The 17032-nt window shown below is 69.2% G+C and carries 16 protein-coding genes; 2 read left to right on the top strand and 14 right to left on the bottom strand.

Annotation, left to right across the window (positions count from 1 at the left end):
- Positions 1-12 precede the first annotated feature (12 nt).
- From EJO66_RS04835 to apbC, 12 genes are all read right to left on the bottom strand, one after another.
- Complete coding sequence (locus tag EJO66_RS04835; RefSeq protein ID WP_124956565.1) at positions 13-630, bottom strand: TorD/DmsD family molecular chaperone; 618 nt, start codon at positions 628-630, stop codon at positions 13-15.
- On the bottom strand, positions 627-2765 hold the full coding sequence (locus EJO66_RS04840; RefSeq protein ID WP_223262159.1) for a 4Fe-4S dicluster domain-containing protein: 2139 nt from the start codon (positions 2763-2765) through the stop codon (positions 627-629). Before EJO66_RS04840 ends, EJO66_RS04835 begins: the two co-directional genes overlap by 4 nt.
- On the bottom strand, positions 2689-3342 hold the full coding sequence (locus tag EJO66_RS04845) for a DUF3306 domain-containing protein (RefSeq protein WP_124956567.1): 654 nt from the start codon (positions 3340-3342) through the stop codon (positions 2689-2691). The genes EJO66_RS04840 and EJO66_RS04845 overlap by 77 nt, the downstream gene beginning before the upstream one ends.
- Positions 3335-3904, bottom strand: a complete 570-nt coding sequence (locus tag EJO66_RS04850; RefSeq protein ID WP_124956792.1) for a DUF3305 domain-containing protein — start codon at positions 3902-3904, stop codon at positions 3335-3337. Before EJO66_RS04850 ends, EJO66_RS04845 begins: the two co-directional genes overlap by 8 nt.
- 19 nt (positions 3905-3923) lie before the next feature.
- Positions 3924-4709, bottom strand: a complete 786-nt coding sequence (locus EJO66_RS04855) for an ABC transporter ATP-binding protein (protein WP_124956569.1) — start codon at positions 4707-4709, stop codon at positions 3924-3926.
- Positions 4706-5455, bottom strand: coding sequence for a molybdate ABC transporter substrate-binding protein (modA, locus tag EJO66_RS04860; protein ID WP_124956571.1), 750 nt, complete (start codon positions 5453-5455; stop codon positions 4706-4708). The genes EJO66_RS04855 and modA overlap by 4 nt, the downstream gene beginning before the upstream one ends.
- Positions 5456-5483: 28 nt before the next feature.
- On the bottom strand, positions 5484-6167 hold the full coding sequence (gene modB, locus EJO66_RS04865; RefSeq protein ID WP_124956573.1) for a molybdate ABC transporter permease subunit: 684 nt from the start codon (positions 6165-6167) through the stop codon (positions 5484-5486).
- Between the two features lie 110 nt (positions 6168-6277).
- On the bottom strand, positions 6278-6625 hold the full coding sequence (locus tag EJO66_RS04870; RefSeq protein ID WP_124956575.1) for a winged helix-turn-helix domain-containing protein: 348 nt from the start codon (positions 6623-6625) through the stop codon (positions 6278-6280).
- A gap of 81 nt (positions 6626-6706) precedes the next feature.
- Positions 6707-9580 carry a formate dehydrogenase subunit alpha gene (gene fdhF / locus EJO66_RS04875; RefSeq protein WP_124956577.1) on the bottom strand — a complete coding sequence of 958 codons (2874 nt, stop codon included), beginning with the start codon at positions 9578-9580 and terminating at the stop codon, positions 6707-6709.
- Positions 9577-11322, bottom strand: coding sequence for an NAD(P)H-dependent oxidoreductase subunit E (locus EJO66_RS04880; protein ID WP_164547771.1), 1746 nt, complete (start codon positions 11320-11322; stop codon positions 9577-9579). Before EJO66_RS04880 ends, fdhF begins: the two co-directional genes overlap by 4 nt.
- A gap of 239 nt (positions 11323-11561) precedes the next feature.
- Positions 11562-12506 (bottom strand): LysR substrate-binding domain-containing protein, encoded by a 945-nt coding sequence (locus EJO66_RS04885; protein ID WP_124956581.1) that lies wholly within the window; start codon positions 12504-12506, stop codon positions 11562-11564.
- Between the two features lie 15 nt (positions 12507-12521).
- Positions 12522-13613, bottom strand: a complete 1092-nt coding sequence (apbC, locus tag EJO66_RS04890; protein WP_124956583.1) for an iron-sulfur cluster carrier protein ApbC — start codon at positions 13611-13613, stop codon at positions 12522-12524.
- Between the two features lie 102 nt (positions 13614-13715).
- Here apbC and EJO66_RS04895 point away from each other — a divergent pair, with 102 nt between their 5' ends.
- On the top strand, positions 13716-14909 hold the full coding sequence (locus tag EJO66_RS04895) for a patatin-like phospholipase family protein (RefSeq protein WP_125964718.1): 1194 nt from the start codon (positions 13716-13718) through the stop codon (positions 14907-14909).
- A gap of 6 nt (positions 14910-14915) precedes the next feature.
- Here EJO66_RS04895 and EJO66_RS04900 read toward each other — a convergent pair whose 3' ends face one another.
- Positions 14916-15566: a TetR/AcrR family transcriptional regulator gene (locus EJO66_RS04900; RefSeq protein ID WP_124956587.1), complete on the bottom strand. Its 651-nt coding sequence runs from the start codon at positions 15564-15566 to the stop codon at positions 14916-14918.
- A gap of 75 nt (positions 15567-15641) precedes the next feature.
- On the opposite strand from EJO66_RS04900, the gene EJO66_RS04905 reads away from it, so the two are divergent.
- Positions 15642-16217 (top strand): redoxin domain-containing protein, encoded by a 576-nt coding sequence (locus EJO66_RS04905; RefSeq protein WP_124956589.1) that lies wholly within the window; start codon positions 15642-15644, stop codon positions 16215-16217.
- 10 nt (positions 16218-16227) lie between these two features.
- On the opposite strand, the gene EJO66_RS04910 is transcribed toward EJO66_RS04905, so the two are convergent.
- Entirely contained in the window at positions 16228-17016 is a 789-nt protein-coding gene (locus EJO66_RS04910; protein WP_124956591.1) for a phytanoyl-CoA dioxygenase family protein, read from the bottom strand.
- Positions 17017-17032: the final 16 nt, after the last annotated feature.

Raw genomic sequence — 17032 nt, forward strand, 5'->3', positions numbered from 1 at the left:
CCTTTGAAACGATCAACCGAGCATGTCGAAGCCCTGGACCTCGACCTCGGCGAAGGCCCGGGTGAAGCCGGCCAGCGACGCATAGAAATGCGCCTTCGGATGTTGGGCCACCGCATCGCACAGCGTCGGCAGCCACGACTGCAGGTGGGTGGCAAAAAAAGCCTGCTGCTGCGCGAGGTTGGCCACCGCCGCGTCGTCGCCCGCAATAAGGTAGCGCATTACCTCGAACAGGCAGGCAACATGGTCTTCGCTCTCGGACACGGCCTCGCCACGCGCGAGCCCCAGCCGGGCCAGGTCGGTGCGCAACTGCGCCAGCGGCTTGTCGTTGAGAAAGCCGCTCAGGTAGTGCGAACCGAACAGGTAGATCTCGGGCTTGCCCATGCCGCCGAAGAGCGCGTCGTACTCGGCATGCACCGCGGCCGCATCGGTGCCGCGCGCCGCGCCGACCAGCTGCCGCCAGGGCTCCTCGAGGAAGGCGCCGGCCGCGGGCGCCTCGGTCGGCGCCACGCCGAAGGCGCCAAGCAGGTCGGCGTCGGGCGCCGCATACCAGAGGCGCGCGAGCAGGCCGTAGACCTCGGCGCGCGCAATTTCCTCGTCGAGGGCAGAGGTCATCGGAGGGAACTGGCTCATAGCTGCGTGATCTTCATTTCGTTCTGTGCGCTGTACAGGTCGATCACCCGGCAGTCGCTGCACATCTTGAGCCGCTCGAGCGCCTCGCCCTGGAACATGGCGTGGCCCGCGAGCCTGCCGAGCATCGCCTCGATGGCCTTCTGCGTTCCGAACGGCTTGCTGCAGCGGATGCAGGCCCAGGGCTTGGCCTCGTTGAGCACCACGGGCTGCTTGCGCTCAGGCGCGGCCAGGAGGCGCGGCACCAGCGCAATCGCGTTCTCGGGGCAGGTGGCTGCGCACAGCCCGCACTGCACGCAGTTCTTCTCGATGAAGCGCAGCTGCGGCGCATTCTGGTTGTCCTGCAGCGCGCTGGCGGGGCAGGCGCTCACGCAGGCCAGGCACAGCGTGCAGCTGTCCTTGTTCACCGTGACCGCGCCGAAGGGCGAACCGGCGGGCAGCGCAATTTCAAGCGGTGCGGCGGCATCGTCAGGCGCCGCCGAAAGCGCGGGTGCCTGCGCCATCAGGTGGTCGAGCGTCATCTCGAGCGTGCCGCGCTTCTCGGCGCCCACGGCGAAGCGCGCCGCGGTGGCGGGCACGCGCTGGCGCGTGGCGCGCAGGCCGGCCAGGGCCGCATCGAGCGCGGCCGGCGTACCGGCCTCGACCAGGTGGAAATGCGTGCCGGTGTAGCCCAGGCCCGCGAGCAGCGCCTGCGCGACGGCCATCTGCTTCTTCAGCGCATCGAGGTACTGCGGCGCTTCCTCGCCGGTGGAGAGCACGGCCACCTGCGAGGCGCCGAAGGCGATGGCGCTGAGCCACAGGTCGATGCCGGTGCTCGCGACATGCATCAGCGCCACCGGCAGCACATGCGCGGGCACGCCGCCAAGGCCGTCGCGCTTGCCGCGTCCCAGCTGGGCCGCGCGGCCGAGCTGTTCGACCAGCGCCTGCCCGCCTTCTTCGTTGTGCAGCAGCACCGTGGCGTCGCGGCCGCCGGCGCCAAGATAGGTGGCCAGCAGCGTGCGCAGCTTGCGCCCCTGGTCGGGCGTGCGCGGGTAGGTGTAGCCCAGCGCGCCGGTCGGGCACACGGTGGTGCAGGCGCCGCAGCCCACGCACAGCTGCGGATTCACGACGATGCGCTGGCGCTCCTTGTCGCTGGAGATGGCATGCGCCGAGCAGACCTCGACACAGGCGTTGCAGCCCACCACTTCGTTGCGGCTGTGGGCGCAGAGCTTCTGCTTGTAGTCGAAGAACTTCGGCTTCTCGAACTCGCCCACCAGCTCGCGCAGGCGCAGCAGGGTCGACAGGCCTTCGGCATGCGCGAGCCCGTCCGCCAGGTGGAAATAACCTTGCGGCGGCGCATGCCAGTCGATCAGTGCGTTCGCGCCCAGGTCGAGCACCAGGTCGAACTCGGCATCGAGCGCCTCGGGCGCGCGGCCGAAATGGATGGCGCCGGCCACGCTGCAGGCTTTTTCGCAGTCGCGGTGCGAAGTGCACTTCGCCAGGTCGATCTGGTAGTCGAGCCCGATCGCCTGCTCGGGACAGGCGCCGAGGCACGCATTGCAGCGCGTGCACAGGTCGAGGTCGATGGGGTTGTCACGCGTCCACTGCAGCGAGAAAGCACCGAGCCAGCCGGTGAGCGATGCGATGCGCCCCGCCATCACGGGCCAGCGGCGTTCCTGCGCGCCGCCGGCGGCGCCCGGGCCGGTGGAAAAGATCGACACCTGCAGCGAATCGGCCACCAGCGCCGCGGCTTTCTCGGCCGCGTCGAGCGGGCCGACGATCAGGAGCCGGCCCTGGCTCGCGTAGCTCACGGTCGAGACCGGATCGGGCTCGGGCAGATGGGCCACGGCCAGCAGCGCGGCGATCTTGGGGCTGGCGCTCTTGGCGTCGCGGCTCCAGCCGCCGGTTTCACGGATGTTCACGAAGCGGATCGGCGAGGTCGCGCCTTCGGTCTGTTCGGCCAGCTCGGTGAACAGCCGGCGCTCCTGCGTGCAGGCGACCACCACCTCGTCGCCCGAGCGGATGGCGCGCTGGAAAGCCGGCGCCTCGCGGCGGCACAGGGTCGAATGAAGGGGCAGCGACTCAGCCAGCGCCGCGCCGAGCGTCTTCGGCTCGAGCGGCATCGTCTGGTTGCAGTCGCAGATCAGCGTTGTGGTCATCGGTCTTCTGGCTTGCGGGCTGCACGTTTGCAACCTGCTGGCTGGGGAGGAATTCCTCCGGAGGCTCGGACTGTGCCACGTCCGGCGGCGTGGCGGCTTGCGGGGTTTCCGCGGGTGCGCCGGGTTCCTGCTGCACCTCGGCTTCTTCCTCGTGCTCGAACAGCCTGAGGAACTTGGCGCTGGCCATCTGGCGCAGCACGCTGTCGGGGATCGGCGTCGATTGGGAGTAGTCGTCGACGTAAGTGTCCATGCCGTCCATCACATTGAACTGCGGGTCGGCAAAGAGCTTTCTGAAAGCAGTGTTTTTTACCTCGGGCGCGACGTTCCTGGCCATGAAGGGCCGGAAGTCGGACTCGGGCGTGAGCGCCTGTGCTTCGGCGAGCGTGGGCGGGGGTATTTCCCCTTGCGCTTCGGAGGAAGGGCCGGCTGCGGGGTCAGCAGCCGCGGGAAGAGGCGCTGCGGTATCGATGCGCGCTACGGCCACCTCTTCCACCTTTTGCACGGCGGGAGGGGGCGGCACCTCTTCGCGCGCCTCCTGCTTGCGCCGCGACCAGCGGCCGAAGAAATTCTCAGACATCGCCCGCTCCACGTCCGCGCTTCTTCTCGGTCGACACGCTGGCCGCATTGCCGAAGCGGTCGACCAGGGGGCGGAAACTCTCGGGCCGCTTGCGGCGCTTGGGCTCGATCACGTAATGCGCCTGCACGAAGCTGCGCATCCACTCGATCACCTCTTCGGGCGCGGGCACCTGCTCCACCGTTTCCTGCGCGTCGAGCCAGCGGCCGGCCTCGTTGTAGCTGAGGCTCACCACCACCGGCCGCGCGATCGGCTCGTCGGCGACGGTGGGCTCTTCTTCCATGCGCCAGAGCACGAACCAGCAGGGCGCGGGCGTGGTGGCGTTCAGGTGGTAGCCCTCCACGTCGTCGCGGAACAGCTCGGCCTTGAAGCCCGGGTGCAGCCAGCGCTGCGCGCTCCCGTTCGCCTCGAGCAGGCGCGGCTCGGTGCCGAAGCCGGGCTGGTCGGGGCCGACGCTTTCGAGGATCCAGCGCCAAGATTGCCAACGGCTGTCGACGCGCTCGCGGCGCATCACGACGGCAACATCGATGGAAGGATTCATGCGGCGATCGTAGCGCCGCCGCATGCCGCTTTCGCGCCGAGGGTCATCCCGCATCCTGCATCAGCAGGCCGCGCAGCTTGCGGTGCAGCGGCGAAGCCTCGGCGGCCGGCACGCCGCCCGCCTCGCGCAGCGCGAAATCGCGGCTCTGCGCGTTGTGCAGGTCGATCTCGCGCACCACCTGGCCGTGGTTGTAGACGAAGGCCACGTCGGCCAGCGCCAGCACGTCCTCGATGTCGTGCGTGATCATCAGCACCGGAATGCCCCACTGACGGCGCACTTGCGCGAGTTCGTGGCGCAGTTCGCTGCGCAGCATGGGGTTGAGCGCGGCAAAGGGCTCGTCGAGCAGCAGCACCTGCGGCTCGCACGCCAGCGCGCGCGCCAGCGCCACGCGCTGCTGCTGGCCGCCCGAGAGCTTCTGCGGCCGGCTGTCGGCCAGCGCCGCCAGGCCGAAGCCTTCGAGCAGCGCCTGCACCCTCTCGGCCTCGCGCGGCGGCAGCCGGCGCCGATGCCAGGCGGTCAGGCCGAACGCCACGTTCTCGCGCACCGACAGGTGCGGGAACAGCGCATAGTCCTGGAACAGGTAGCCGATGCGCCGCGCCGGCGCGGGCACGTCGATGCCGCGGGCCGAGTCGTAGAGCGTGCGGCCGTCCAGCCGCACATGGCCCGCGGACGGATGCAGCAGCCCCGCGATGGCCTGCAGCGTGAGCGTCTTGCCCGCGCCAGAGGGGCCGTACAGGGCGGCAAAAGGCACGTCGGTCGCGAAGCGCGCCGCCAGGTCGAAGCGGCGCGCGCCATCGGTGACGGTGAGCTTCAGGTCGACGTCGATCATGGCTTGCCGAAACCGTGGCGCGCGAGCACCTCGCGCGCGGCCTCGCTGGAAAGAAAGGCCACGAAGTCGCCGGCCAGCGTTTTCTGGCGGCTTTCGGCGACCACCGCGACCGGGTAGGTCACCGGCATGGCGGCCGTTGGCGCGAAGGCGACCCGGACCTTCTGGCTCATCACGGCCGCATCGGTGCGGTAGACGAAACCGGCCTCGACCTCGCCGCGGGCCACGTAGTCGAGCACCTGGCGCACGCTGTCGGCCTGCACGAACTTCGGCTCGAGCAGGCTCCAGAGCCCCGCGCCTTCCAGCACCTGCCGCGTGTAGCGGCCGACCGGCACGGTGGCGGTCTTGCCCACGGCAATTTTCCGGATGCCCGCGCCGGCCAGGTCCTGCAGCGATTGGACGCCGACCGCGCCCCTGGCCGGTTCGATCAGCACCAGGGCGTTGCTCGCGAAGTTGCGGCGCGTGGCCGCATCGATGAGCTTCTGCTCGGCGGCACGGCCCATCGTCTCCTGGTCGGCGCTCGCGAACACGTCGACCGGGGCGCCCTGTCCGATCTGCTGCAGCAGCACGCCCGAGGCCGCGAAATTGAAGCGCACCGTGGCGCCCGGCTTCGCGGCCTCGAACTTCGGCCCCAGTTCCTTGAACGCGTCCGTCAGGCTGGCGGCCGCGGACACGGTGATCTGCTGGGCCGCCGCACCGAGCGGCAGCGCCATCGCCAGGACAAGAAACAGGAGGTGGAACGCGCGCATGTGGGTCTGGAGGTTGGGATCGGGCCGGTCAGCGCAGCGAGAAGAAGCGGTTCGACAGCACCAGCACGGTGACCGACAGCAGCGAAGTCACCAGCACCAGCAGCAGCGCCAGGTCGTCGTGGCCGGCCTGCACCGCGTCGTAGATAGCCATCGACAGGGTCTGGGTCTGCTGCGGAATGGAGCCCGCCACCATCAGCGAGGCGCCGAATTCGCCCATGGCCCGCGCGAACGCGAGCAGCGTGCCGGCCAGGATGCCGGGCCAGGCCAGCGGCAGCGTCACGCGCAGGAACACCGAGAACGGCGACTGGCGCAGCGTGCTGGCGGCGGCTTCGAGCGAGCGGTCCACGCCCGCGAAGGCGGCGCTGGCCGACTTCAGCACCAGCGGCAGCGCCACCACGGCCGACGCCACCACGGCGCCATGCCAGCTGAAGATGATGCTGTAGTCGAGGTGCTCGCGCAGCCAGCTGCCGAGCGGGCTGTGGCGCCCCGCCGCCACCAGGATGGCGTAGCCGATGACCGTGGGCGGCAGCACCAGCGGCAGCATGAACACCGCCTCGAGCACCGTATGGCCCGGAAAGCGCTTGCGCGCGAACACCCAGCCCAGCGCCACGCCGGCCACGAGCGCCAGCAGGGTCGCGACCGCGGCCACCTTGAGCGACAGCACCAGCGGGAACCAGTCGGCCGAGGCGATGAGGGTGTTCGTCGTATTCATGAAGATACAACGCAATTGTTGCACGAACGGACGCTCTCCTCTAAGGAGCGTGCGTGGCGGGTGCGGGAGGATGGCGCCGATATCCCTTGGGATACAGCGCGGGGATCAGGTCAGGGTGCCAGCAGGCGCGTCAGCGCGCGCACGTCGGCCGCCGTGGCCAGGCGCGCGGCATGCTCGATGGCGCGGTAGTGCTTGACGATTTCCTCGCCCACGGGCGTGAGCGCGGTGCCGCCGCCGCGCGAGCCGCCGGCCGCGGTGTTCACGGCCGGGGAACTGAGGGCGTTGTTCATCTCATCGATCAGCATCCAGGCGCGCCGGTACGACATGCCCAGCTGGCGCGCCGCGGCCGAGATCGAGCCGGTTTCCGCCACCGCCTCCAGCACGGCGATCTTGCCGGGGCCGAAGGCGATGCTGTCGTCCCTGTAGATGCGCAGGCGGAACTGGACTCTGGTTTTCATGCCGGTGGTGATGCGAAGGAACGGTGCGGGAGGAGCTTGGCGCCAAGGTTAAACCATGGCCCCCGCCCTCGCCGCCCCGCCTCAGTCCCCCGCCGCGAGCACGCCGGAGCCGGTGCCGTAGCCGGCCGCCGCCATCGGCTGGCCGCCGCGCGCAATGCGCACCGCGCAGTACTTGAACTCCGGGATCTTGCCCATGGGATCGAGCGCGGCATTGGTCATGAGGTTGGCCGCCGCCTCGTAGTAGGCGAAGGGAACGAACACCGCGCCGCTGGGCGTACCGTCGTCGCGCCGCACGTGGATGGCGACCTCGCCGCGGCGCGACTGGATGGTGATCACGTCGCCGGCCTCGAGGCCGAGCTTCAGCAGGTCGGCCTGGTTCATCGACGCGGTGGCCATGGGCTCGAGCGCATCGAGCACGGAAGCGCGGCGCGTCATGCTGCCGGTGTGCCAGTGCTCGAGCTGGCGGCCGGTGATGAGCACGAAGGGGTATTCGGCATCGGGCCGCTCGTCGGCCGGAATGATGTCGGCCGGCACCAGCTTCACGCGCCCGTCGGCCGTGGGGAAGTCGTCGATGAACACCGTGGGCTGGCCCGGGTCTTCCTCGCTCAGGCAAGGGTAGGTCACGCTCGAATCGCGCTGCAGCCGCTCCCAGCTGATGCCGCTGATCACCGCATGCATGGCCTGGCGCATTTCCTCGTAGACCGCGGCCACGCCCGACTCCTCGCCCTCGTAGTTCCACGCGAGGCCCATGCCCCTGGCGATCTGCTGGATGATCCAGAGATCGGGCCGCGCGTCGCCCGGCGGGTTGAGCGCACGCTTGCCCAGCTGCACCATGCGGTCGGTGTTGCTCACCGTGCCGGTCTTTTCGGGCCAGGCGCTCGCGGGCAGCACCACGTCGGCGAGCCAGGCGGTCTCGGTCATGAAGATGTCCTGCACCACCAGGTGCTCCAGGCTCGCGAGCGCATGGCGCGCATGGTTCAGGTCCGGGTCGCTCATGGCCGGGTTCTCGCCCATGATGTACATGCCGCGCACCTTGTGCGGATCGCTGTCGGGCGCGAGCGCCTTGTGCATGATCTCGACCACCGTGTAGCCCGGCGTCGCGTCGAGCGGCGTGCCCCAGAAGTTCTCGAACCACGCATGCACCGCCGGGTTGTCGACGCGCTGGTAGTTGGGGAACATCATCGGGATCAGGCCGGCGTCGCTCGCGCCCTGCACGTTGTTCTGGCCGCGCAGCGGATGCAGGCCCGAGCCCGGCTTGCCGATCTGGCCGGTGACGGTGGCCAGCGCGATGAGGCAGCGCGCGTTGTCGGTGCCGTGCACGTGCTGGCTGATGCCCATGCCCCAGAGGATCATCGCGCCCTTGGCAGTGGCAAAAGCCCGCGCCACTTCGCGCAGCGTTTCGGCCGGCACGCCACAGATCGGCGCCATCGCCTCGGGGCTGTAGCCCTTGACGTTCTCGCGCAGCGCCTCGTAGTTGCTGGCGCGCGTGCGCACGAACTCCTGGTCGACCAGGCCTTCGTCGATCACGGCGTGGATCAGCGCGTTGAGCATGGCCACGTCGGTGTCGGCCTTGAACTGCAGCGTGCGCCAGGCATGGCGGCTGATGTCGGTGCGGCGCGGGTCGGCCAGCACGATCTTGGCGCCGCGCTGGGCGGCGTTCTTCATCCAGGTGGCGGCGACCGGGTGGTTGGCCGTGGGGTTGGAGCCGATGACGAAGATCAGCCCCGCATGCTCCACGTCGTTGACCTGGTTGCTCACCGCTCCCGAGCCCACGCCCTCGAGCAGCGCAGCCACGCTGGAGGCGTGGCACAGCCGCGTGCAGTGGTCGATGTTGTTGCTGCCGAAACCCGTGCGCACGAGCTTCTGGAACAGGTAGGCCTCTTCGTTGCTGCCCTTGGCCGAGCCGAAGCCCGCGAGCGACTTGGGCCCGTAGCTGTCGCGCAGGCCCGAGAGCTTGCCGGTGGTGAGCGCGAGCGCCTCTTCCCAGGTGGCTTCGCGGAAATATTCGCTCCAGTCGTCCGGCCGCGGCGCGTCGCTGAAATCCTTGGGCATGCCGGCCTTGCGGATCAGCGGCTTGGTCAGGCGCTGCGGATGGTGCGCGTAGTCGAAGCCGAAGCGGCCCTTCACGCACAGGCGGTTGTGGTTGGCCGGGCCGTCGCGGCCATCGACGCTGACGATCTTCTCGTCTTTCACGTTGTAGGTGACGAGGCAACCCACGCCGCAGAACGGGCACACCGAATCGACCTTGCGATCGACCTCTTGCGAACCGATGTGGCTCTTGGGCATCAGCGCGCCGGTCGGGCAGGCTTGCACGCATTCGCCGCAGGCCACGCAGGTGCTGTCGCCCATCGGGTCGTCCAGGTCGAACACGATCTTGCTGCCTGCGCCGCGCAGGGCGTAGCCGATGACGTCGTTGACCTGCTCTTCGCGGCAGGCGCGCACGCAGCGGTTGCACTGGATGCAGGCATCGAGGTTGACGGCCATGGCCGGGTGCGAGATGTCGGCCTTCGGCTGCTCGCGGCGCAGCGCCTTGAGTTCGGGCCGCACCGCGATGTCGAGCTTCCTGGCCCAGGCGCTGAGCTCGCCGTGCTGCTGGGTGGCGTCGTCGCCGATCCACTTGTAGCCGTTGTCGGGCATGTCGGACAGCAGCATCTCGACCACCATCTTCTGGCTCTTGAGCGCGCGCTCGCTGGTGGCCTTTACTTCCATGCCGGCCGTCACGTTGCGGCAGCAGCTGGGCGCGAGCGTGCGCTCGCCCTTCACCTCGACCACACAGGCGCGGCAGTTGCCGTCGGCGCGGTAGCCGTCCTTGAAGCACAGGTGGGGAATCTCGACGCCGTGGCGCTCGGCCGCCTTGTAGATGGTCTCGCCGTCGAAGGCCTGGATGGCTTGGCCGTCGAGCGTGAATTCGATGGTTTGCGGCATCAGCTCCGCGAGCTTGGTCGGGGCGTTCATGCCACCTCCTCCGGGAAATATTGCTGGATGCAGCGGATCGGGTTGGGGGCCGCCTGGCCGAGCCCGCAGATGGAGGCGTCGCCCATGACCTGCGCGAGGTCTTCGAGCGTGGCGTTGTCCCACACCGGCGCATGCATCAGCGCCGCGGCCTTGGCGGTGCCGACGCGGCAGGGCGTGCACTGGCCGCAGCTTTCGTGCTCGAAGAAGCGCATCACGTTGAGTGCGGCGTCGCGGGCGCGGTCGTGCTGGCTCAGCACCATCACGGCGGCCGATCCGATGAAGCAGCCGTAGGGCTGCAGCGTGTCGAAGTCGAGCGGAATGTCGTTCATGCGCGCCGGCAGGATGCCGCCCGACGCGCCGCCGGGCAGGTAGGCATAGAGCGAGTGGCCGTCGAGCATGCCGCCGCAGTATTCGTCGATGAGTTCCTGCACCGTGATGCCCGCGGGCGCGAGCTTGACGCCCGGGTGCTTCACGCGGCCGCTCACGCTGAAGCTGCGCAGGCCCTTGCGGCCGTGGCGGCCGAAGCCGCTGAACCAGGCCGCGCCTTTCTCGACGATGTCCCGCACCCAGTAGAGGGTTTCGAAGTTGTGCTCCAGCGTCGGGCGGCCAAACAGGCCCACCTGCGCGATGTACGGCGGGCGCATGCGCGGCTCGCCGCGCTTGCCCTCGATGCTTTCGATCATGGCCGACTCTTCGCCGCAGATGTAGGCGCCCGCGCCGCGCCGCAGCTCGATGCGCGGCAGCGCGCAGGGCGGGTCGGCCTGCAGCCGCGCCAGCTCGGTTTCGAGCAGCGCGCGGCAGTCGTGGTATTCGTCGCGCAGGTAGATGTAGCACTGCTCGATGCCGACGATCTGCGCCGCCACCACCAGGCCTTCGAGAAAGCGGTGCGGATCGCGCTCAAGATAGGTGCGGTCCTTGAAGGTACCGGGTTCGCCTTCGTCGATGTTCACCGCCATGAGCCGGGGCGCCGGCTGGTCGCGCACGATGCGCCACTTGCGCCCCGCCGGAAAGCCCGCGCCGCCCAGGCCGCGCAGGCCCGAGTCTTCCATGGTCTTGATGATGGCCTCGGCGTCTTCCTCGCCATTGACGAGCGCCGACGCGAGCGCATAGCCGCCGTGTGCACGGTAGGTGGCGTAGTCGGTGAAGGCCGGCATGCGCTCGATGGCGCCGGGCAGCGGCGAGATGCTTCTCTCGGCGAACGCGGCCGCGTCGAAATACGCGACCGTGGCTTCAGCAGGATCGGACTTCAGCGCCTGCAGCACCTTCGCCGTGGTCGCGAGCGGCACGGCCTGCCGGTCGACGGCCACCGCGGGCGCCTGCTCGCAGCGGCCGATGCAGGGCGCCGCAATCACGCGCACGTCGCCGCCCTCTACGCCGAGCAGTTCGGGCAGCCGCGCCAGCAGATCCTTGGCGCCGGCCAGTTCGCAGGCCAGGCCGTCGCACACGCGGACCGTGAGGCCCGGCGCGGCATCGTCGCCGCGCACCACCTCGAAGTGGTGATAGAAGGTCGCGACCTCGTAGACCTCGGCCATCGGGATGTTCATTTCCCGCGCCAGCGCCACCAGGTGGCGGTCGTGCAGGCAGCGGAAGGCGTCGTTGAGCTTGTGCAGGTGCTCGATGAGCAGGTCGCGCCGGTGGCCCTCGGCCGGACGCGCGCCGATCAGCGTGCGCACTTCGAGGAGCGCCGCTTCCTCGGGCTGGCGGCCCTTGAGCTTGCTCTTGCGGCGGATGCGCTCGCGCATCTCGTCGGCGGTGGCGAGCGGCACGATGGTGTGCGTGCTCGCTGCCTTTGTTGTTGTCTCGCGGGTCGTGGCTGGGTGGTTGTTCACTGCCTGGGCCTTTTTTCGATGTCTCGGGAATGCCCCCAGCAATGCATGAGGGCTGACCGAGTGTGTGGGGCGGCCCCGGGCGCGTCAAATTCGATCGGCACATCGATCGATTCAATAACTAAATGGCCGCCCGGGACGGCGCCGGGCCGAGGCTATTCGCCGAGCGCGCCGCTGTGCAGCCGCACCTGCTCGCGCCATGCCGGCGTCTGCAGGAACACCAGGGCGGCATCGAGCGCGCGCGAGGGGCGCACGCCGGTCTGGGTCATGAAGCCGAGCGGCGTCTTGACCTCGGGGGCGACCAGCGGCAAGGCCTCCAGCTCGCGGTAGCTGCGCACGGCCGCGACCATCGACCCCGGCAGCACGCTGCTCACGGTGCCCGCGAGCACGGCCAATGCAAGGGTAAGTACCGAGTTGGTTTCGATGGCCGGCTCCAGCGCAATGCCGGCGTCGCGCAGCGCCTGGTCGATGATGGAGCGGTTGTGCATGTCGGGCGTGAGCAGGCACAGCGGCCGCTGGCCGGCCTCGGCCCACGACATCGGCTGGCCGATGCGCAGCCGGTCGGCCGAGGGCTTGGGGGCGCGCCGCAGCAGGAAGTAGTGCTCCACGCTCTGCGGCCATGCAGTGAGCTTGATGCCCGGCAGGTGCATGCGCTCGGTGTAGCCGAGCGCGAGGTCGACCGAGAGACTTTCGAGCCCCGTTTCCAGGTCTTGCGAACTCATCGACAGCACCGCCGGCACGATGCCCGGGTGCAGCTCGTGCAGCATCGCGGCAAAGCGCGACAGCATCGGAATGGCGGTGGGCACGGCCGCCATGCGCAGCCGCCCGCGCGGATGGCCCTCTTCGCTGCGCAACTCCTGCTGCAGCACTTCGTTGTCGCGCAGCATGCGCTGGGCCGTGGCCAGCACCCGCTCGCCTTCGTGCGTGAGGCCCACGTAGACGCGTGCGCGCTTGACGATGACCACGCCGAACTCGCTTTCGAGCGAGCGCAGCGCATTCGACAGTGCCGGCTGCGTGATGTGGCAGGCCTGCGCCGCGCGTCCGAAATGCTTGTGCTCGCTGAGCGCAACCAGATAGCGCATCGACGCGAGAAGATTCACGGGGCGCGCCGCCGATCAGGTGTTCTTGCTGATGGAGATGGTCGGGAACTTCGCCGAGAAGTCCTTGGCCTTCTCGGCAATGCCCACGGCCACCTGGCGTGCGACGGCCTTGTAGATGCCGGCCACTTCGCCGTCGGGGTCGGCCACCACGGTCGGCTTGCCGCTGTCGGCCTGCAGGCGGATGTTGATGTCCAGCGGCAGTGCGCCCAGGTACTCCATCTGGTACTGCTCGGCCATCTTCTTGCCGCCCTCGGAGCCGAAGATGTGCTCGACATGGCCGCAGTTGGAGCAGATGTGCACCGCCATGTTTTCCACGATGCCCAGGATCGGCACGCCGACCTTCTCGAACATCTTGATGCCCTTCTTGGCATCGAGCAGCGCGATGTCCTGCGGCGTGGTGACGATCACCGCGCCGGTCATCGGCACCCGCTGCGAAAGCGTCAGCTGGATGTCGCCGGTGCCCGGCGGCATGTCGACGATCAGGTAGTCGAGGTCTTTCCAGTTGGTCTGGCGCAGCAGCTGCTCCAGCGCCTGGGTGGCCATGGGACCGCGCCAGATCATGGCCTCGTCCTGGTCGACCAGGAAGCCGATCGACATGACCTGCACGCCGTGGTTCTCGAGCGGCTCCATGGTCTTGCCGTCCTCGCTCTCGGGCCGGCCCTCGATGCCCAGCATCATCGGCTGGCTCGGGCCGTAGATGTCGGCATCCAGCAGCCCCACGGCCGCGCCTTCGGCGGCCAGCGCCAGCGCCAGGTTGGCCGCCGTGGTGCTCTTGCCCACGCCGCCCTTGCCGGACGCCACCGCGATGATGTTCTTCACGTTGGGCATCAGCTGCACGCCGCGCTGCACCGCATGGCTGATGACCTTGGTCGTGATGTTGACCGAGACGTTGCTCACGCCCGGCACCGTCTTGGCGGCTGCCACCAGCGCCTTGCGCAGGGCCGCGTGCTGGCTCTTGGCCGGGTAGCCGAGCTCGAGGTCGAACGACACGTCGCCATCCGATATCTGCAGGTTCTTGAGCGACCGGGTCGCCACGAAATTCTTGCCGGTGTTGGGGTCTGCGACGGCCTTGAGCGCGTCCATGAGCCCCTCTGGGGTGAGTGCCATTGATCTAACTCCTGAATGCCGGGTAGTCTAGTGGGTCTCATGGCTCGCCCCCGGGTGCGCACGCATCGCCTTTCCCCCACCGGGGACAACAACACCCATCAAATGCCCGAGACACCCCCCGCCACCGGTCTCCTGCTCACCGGCGGCGGCGCCCGGGCCGCCTACCAGGTCGGCGTGCTCGAGGCCATTGCCGGGATCCGGCGCGCAGCGGGCCTTGCGGGCCGGCGCAATCCCTTCGAAGTGATCACCGGCACCTCGGCCGGCGCCATCAACGCTGCGGCGCTGGCCTGCGGCGCCGACAACTTCGAAGAAGCCGTCGAGCGCATCGCGCAGGTCTGGCGCGACTTCCACGCCGGGCAGGTCTACCGCGCCGATTTGCTCTCGGTGCTCGGCAGCGGCACGCGCTGGCGCATGCTGCTCGGGCTCGGGCGCTTTGCCGCCAACTGGATGCGCATCAAGCCGCGCTCGCTGCTGGACAACGCGCCGCTGGCCGAGCTGCTGGCGCGCATGGTGCCGCTCGAGCGCCTGCCGCAGCTCATGCAGCAGGGCCACCTGCAGGCGCTGGCCGTGACCGCGTCGAGCTACAGCTCGGGCGAGCACGTCACCTTCTTCGAAGCCGCGGTGCCGATGGAGCCCTGGGTGCGTTCGCAGCGGCTGTCGGTGCGCGACCGCATCAGCCATGCGCACCTGCTGGCCTCGTCGGCCATTCCCTTCGTGTTCCCGGCCACCGCGCTGCCGATGCAGGGGCACACCGAATATTTCGGCGACGGCTCGATGCGCCAGTCGGCACCCATCGCGGCGGCCATCCACCTCGGTGCCCGGCGCATCCTGGTGATCGGCGCGGGCCGCATGCACGAGCCGCGCGACGCCGACGCGCCCAACACCTACAGCGGCTATCCCACCATGGCGCAGATTGCGGGCCATGCGCTGTCGAGCATCTTTCTCGATGCGCTGGCGGTGGACATCGAGCGGCTGCGGCGCATCAACCACACGCTCGGCCTCATTCCCGAGGAAGCACGCGCGTCGAGCACGCTGCGCCCGCTCGACCTGCTGGTGATCGCGCCGTCGGAGCGCCTGGACGTGATTGCGGCACGCCATGTCGATGCGCTGCCCGGCGCGGTGCGCCACCTGCTGGGCGGCTCCAGGGTGGCGGCCGATGTGAAGGGCGGCGCGCTCGCGAGCTACCTGCTGTTCGAGGCGGACTACACGCGCGAGCTGATGGCGCTCGGGCGGGCCGACACGATGCGCCAGCAGGCCGAAGTGCTGCGGTTCTTCGGGTGGGATGCGGCCGCCTGAAGCCGATCAGCGCTCGCCGCCGCGGTCTGCGGACAGCCCCGCCAGCAGCAGATCCAGGCTCGCCCGGAATTCGCCGTCCGCCGTGCTGCCCGCGGCCGCATTGGCAATGTCGATCAGGTGCGCAAAGCGCTCGGCCGGCAAGGCCCGGAACCGCGCGATCGTGAGCTCCGCCGACTCCTCGGCCTGCAGCGCCAGCGGCCCCGCCAGCTCCGATTGCGCAAGCCCCGTGATCAGCCCGGAGACGGCGCGGAACGCAACGAGCAGGGCCGGTCCCGAGCGCCCGCTGCGGGCCAGCGCGCGCAGCAGGGCTTCGGTCACCTCGAACACGGCCGGCGAGCGGCTGCGGCGCGTGAGGATCAACGGGATGGCATGCGGATGCGCCCGTACCGCCTGCCACAGCGCCGTGGCGATGGCCCGGACTTCGTCCTGCCATTGCGCGTAGCCGGCAAGCGGCCAGCGCGCTTCGCCGATCACCGCCTCCACCACCAGCAGGTCGATGTCCTCGCGCTGCGAGACGTAGTTGTAGAGCGTCATGGCGCCGGTGCCGAGCTCGCCGGCCAGTGCGCGCATGGAAAGGCCTGCCAGCCCTTCCCTGTCGACCAGCGCCAATGCGGCGGCCTGGAGCTGCGAATGCGTGAATTTGGCGGGTCGTCCCATGAGGCAGATATTGACGCAGTTTCGAAGCTGCGAGTATAGTTAATTACGTACACTGTACGTTAAAGGAACGGATTCATGAAACTCTCACCCGGGGACACGGCTCCCTCCATTGCCGCAAGCACCATCCACGGCAAGCCCGTCCATGTTCCGGACCCGGTGCCGCGCTATGTGCACCTTCAGTTCCGGCGTTTCGCGGGGTGCCCCGTGTGCAACTTCCACCTGCTCACCATGGGCAGGCGCCAGGCGGAAATTGCCGCGGCGGGCATCCGCCAGGTGGTCTTCTTTCATTCTTCGCGCGAAGAAATGCTCAAGTACCAGGCGCAGCTGCCGTTCGATTGCGTCGCCGACGCGGACAAGAAGCACTTCAAGGCGTTCGGGGTCGAGACCTCCGCATGGGCACTCCTGCACCCCCGCGTCTTCTGGAGCGGGCTGCGGTGGATCCTGGCCGCCAGGCGCTTCTACACCCGGGCGGAGAACGGCATCCTGGGCCTGCCTGCCGACTTTCTGGTCGACACGCACGGGCGCGTCGTGGCCTGCAAGTACGGCGCGCATGCCGACGATCACTGGGAGGTGGACGAATTGCTGCAGCTGGCCAGCAAGGCGCAGCCCGCGCCGGAGAATCCGGGCGACGCGCCGGTCGTGCCGGCCTGACCGGGCGAGTTCAGCCGTTCAGCGCCTGCCGGATCGCCTCTTCCACCGGGCAGCGCACAGGCGACTCGAGACTGAAGGGCTGCGCCGGCAGCAGCGGCGGCTGCGCCATGAAGCGCGGATGCCTGCCGCGGTGCGGCTGCGCCGAATGCACGAGGAACGGGTGGCACAGGTACACGGTGCCCGCGGCGCCCGTCGCCAGCACCTCGGGGCGCCCGGCGGATTCGGCAAAGCCATTGCGCGCCAGCTCTCCCAGCGACAGGCCCTCCTCGCCCGCCGCCGCCAGCACGCGGGCGATGTCGGCATGCGAGCCGGCGCGGATGCGCGTGGGTGCATCGTCCTCGCCCACATCCGAGAAAAGAAAGAGCATCAGCAAGGCACGTCCCTTCGAGCGGACGTTCGCCCGCCACGTCATGAAGTCGGGGTTCTCCAGCCCGAAGCTCGCGTCGATGTGCCAGCCGGCGTCGCCCGGATCCTCGGCCGAGGGAAAGCGCACGGGGAAGGTGCCCATGCTGCGGCACGGCTGCCACCGCCCCGGGCCGACGAGCAGGTCGAAGGCACTGTGCAGAAGCGGCGTGTTCGCGGGCTGGACGAAGGGCTGCTGCGCATACATGCCGAGCCGGACGACTGGCTTTGTCCATGTCGACGGATCGTCCGGATCGCATCCGGTGTCGCGCCAGAGGATCGCGCGGGCCTCGGCCGCGAGTCCGCGCGCAAAGGCGTTGTCGATGCGCAGGAAGCCGTCGCGGATGAAGGCCTGGGCGCGCGCATCGTTCGCCGAAAGATCCGAATGCTCAAGCATGTGCTGCTGTCACCCG

It is taken from the genome of Variovorax beijingensis (genome assembly GCF_003951285.1).
GTDB classification, from domain to species: domain Bacteria; phylum Pseudomonadota; class Gammaproteobacteria; order Burkholderiales; family Burkholderiaceae_C; genus Variovorax; species Variovorax beijingensis.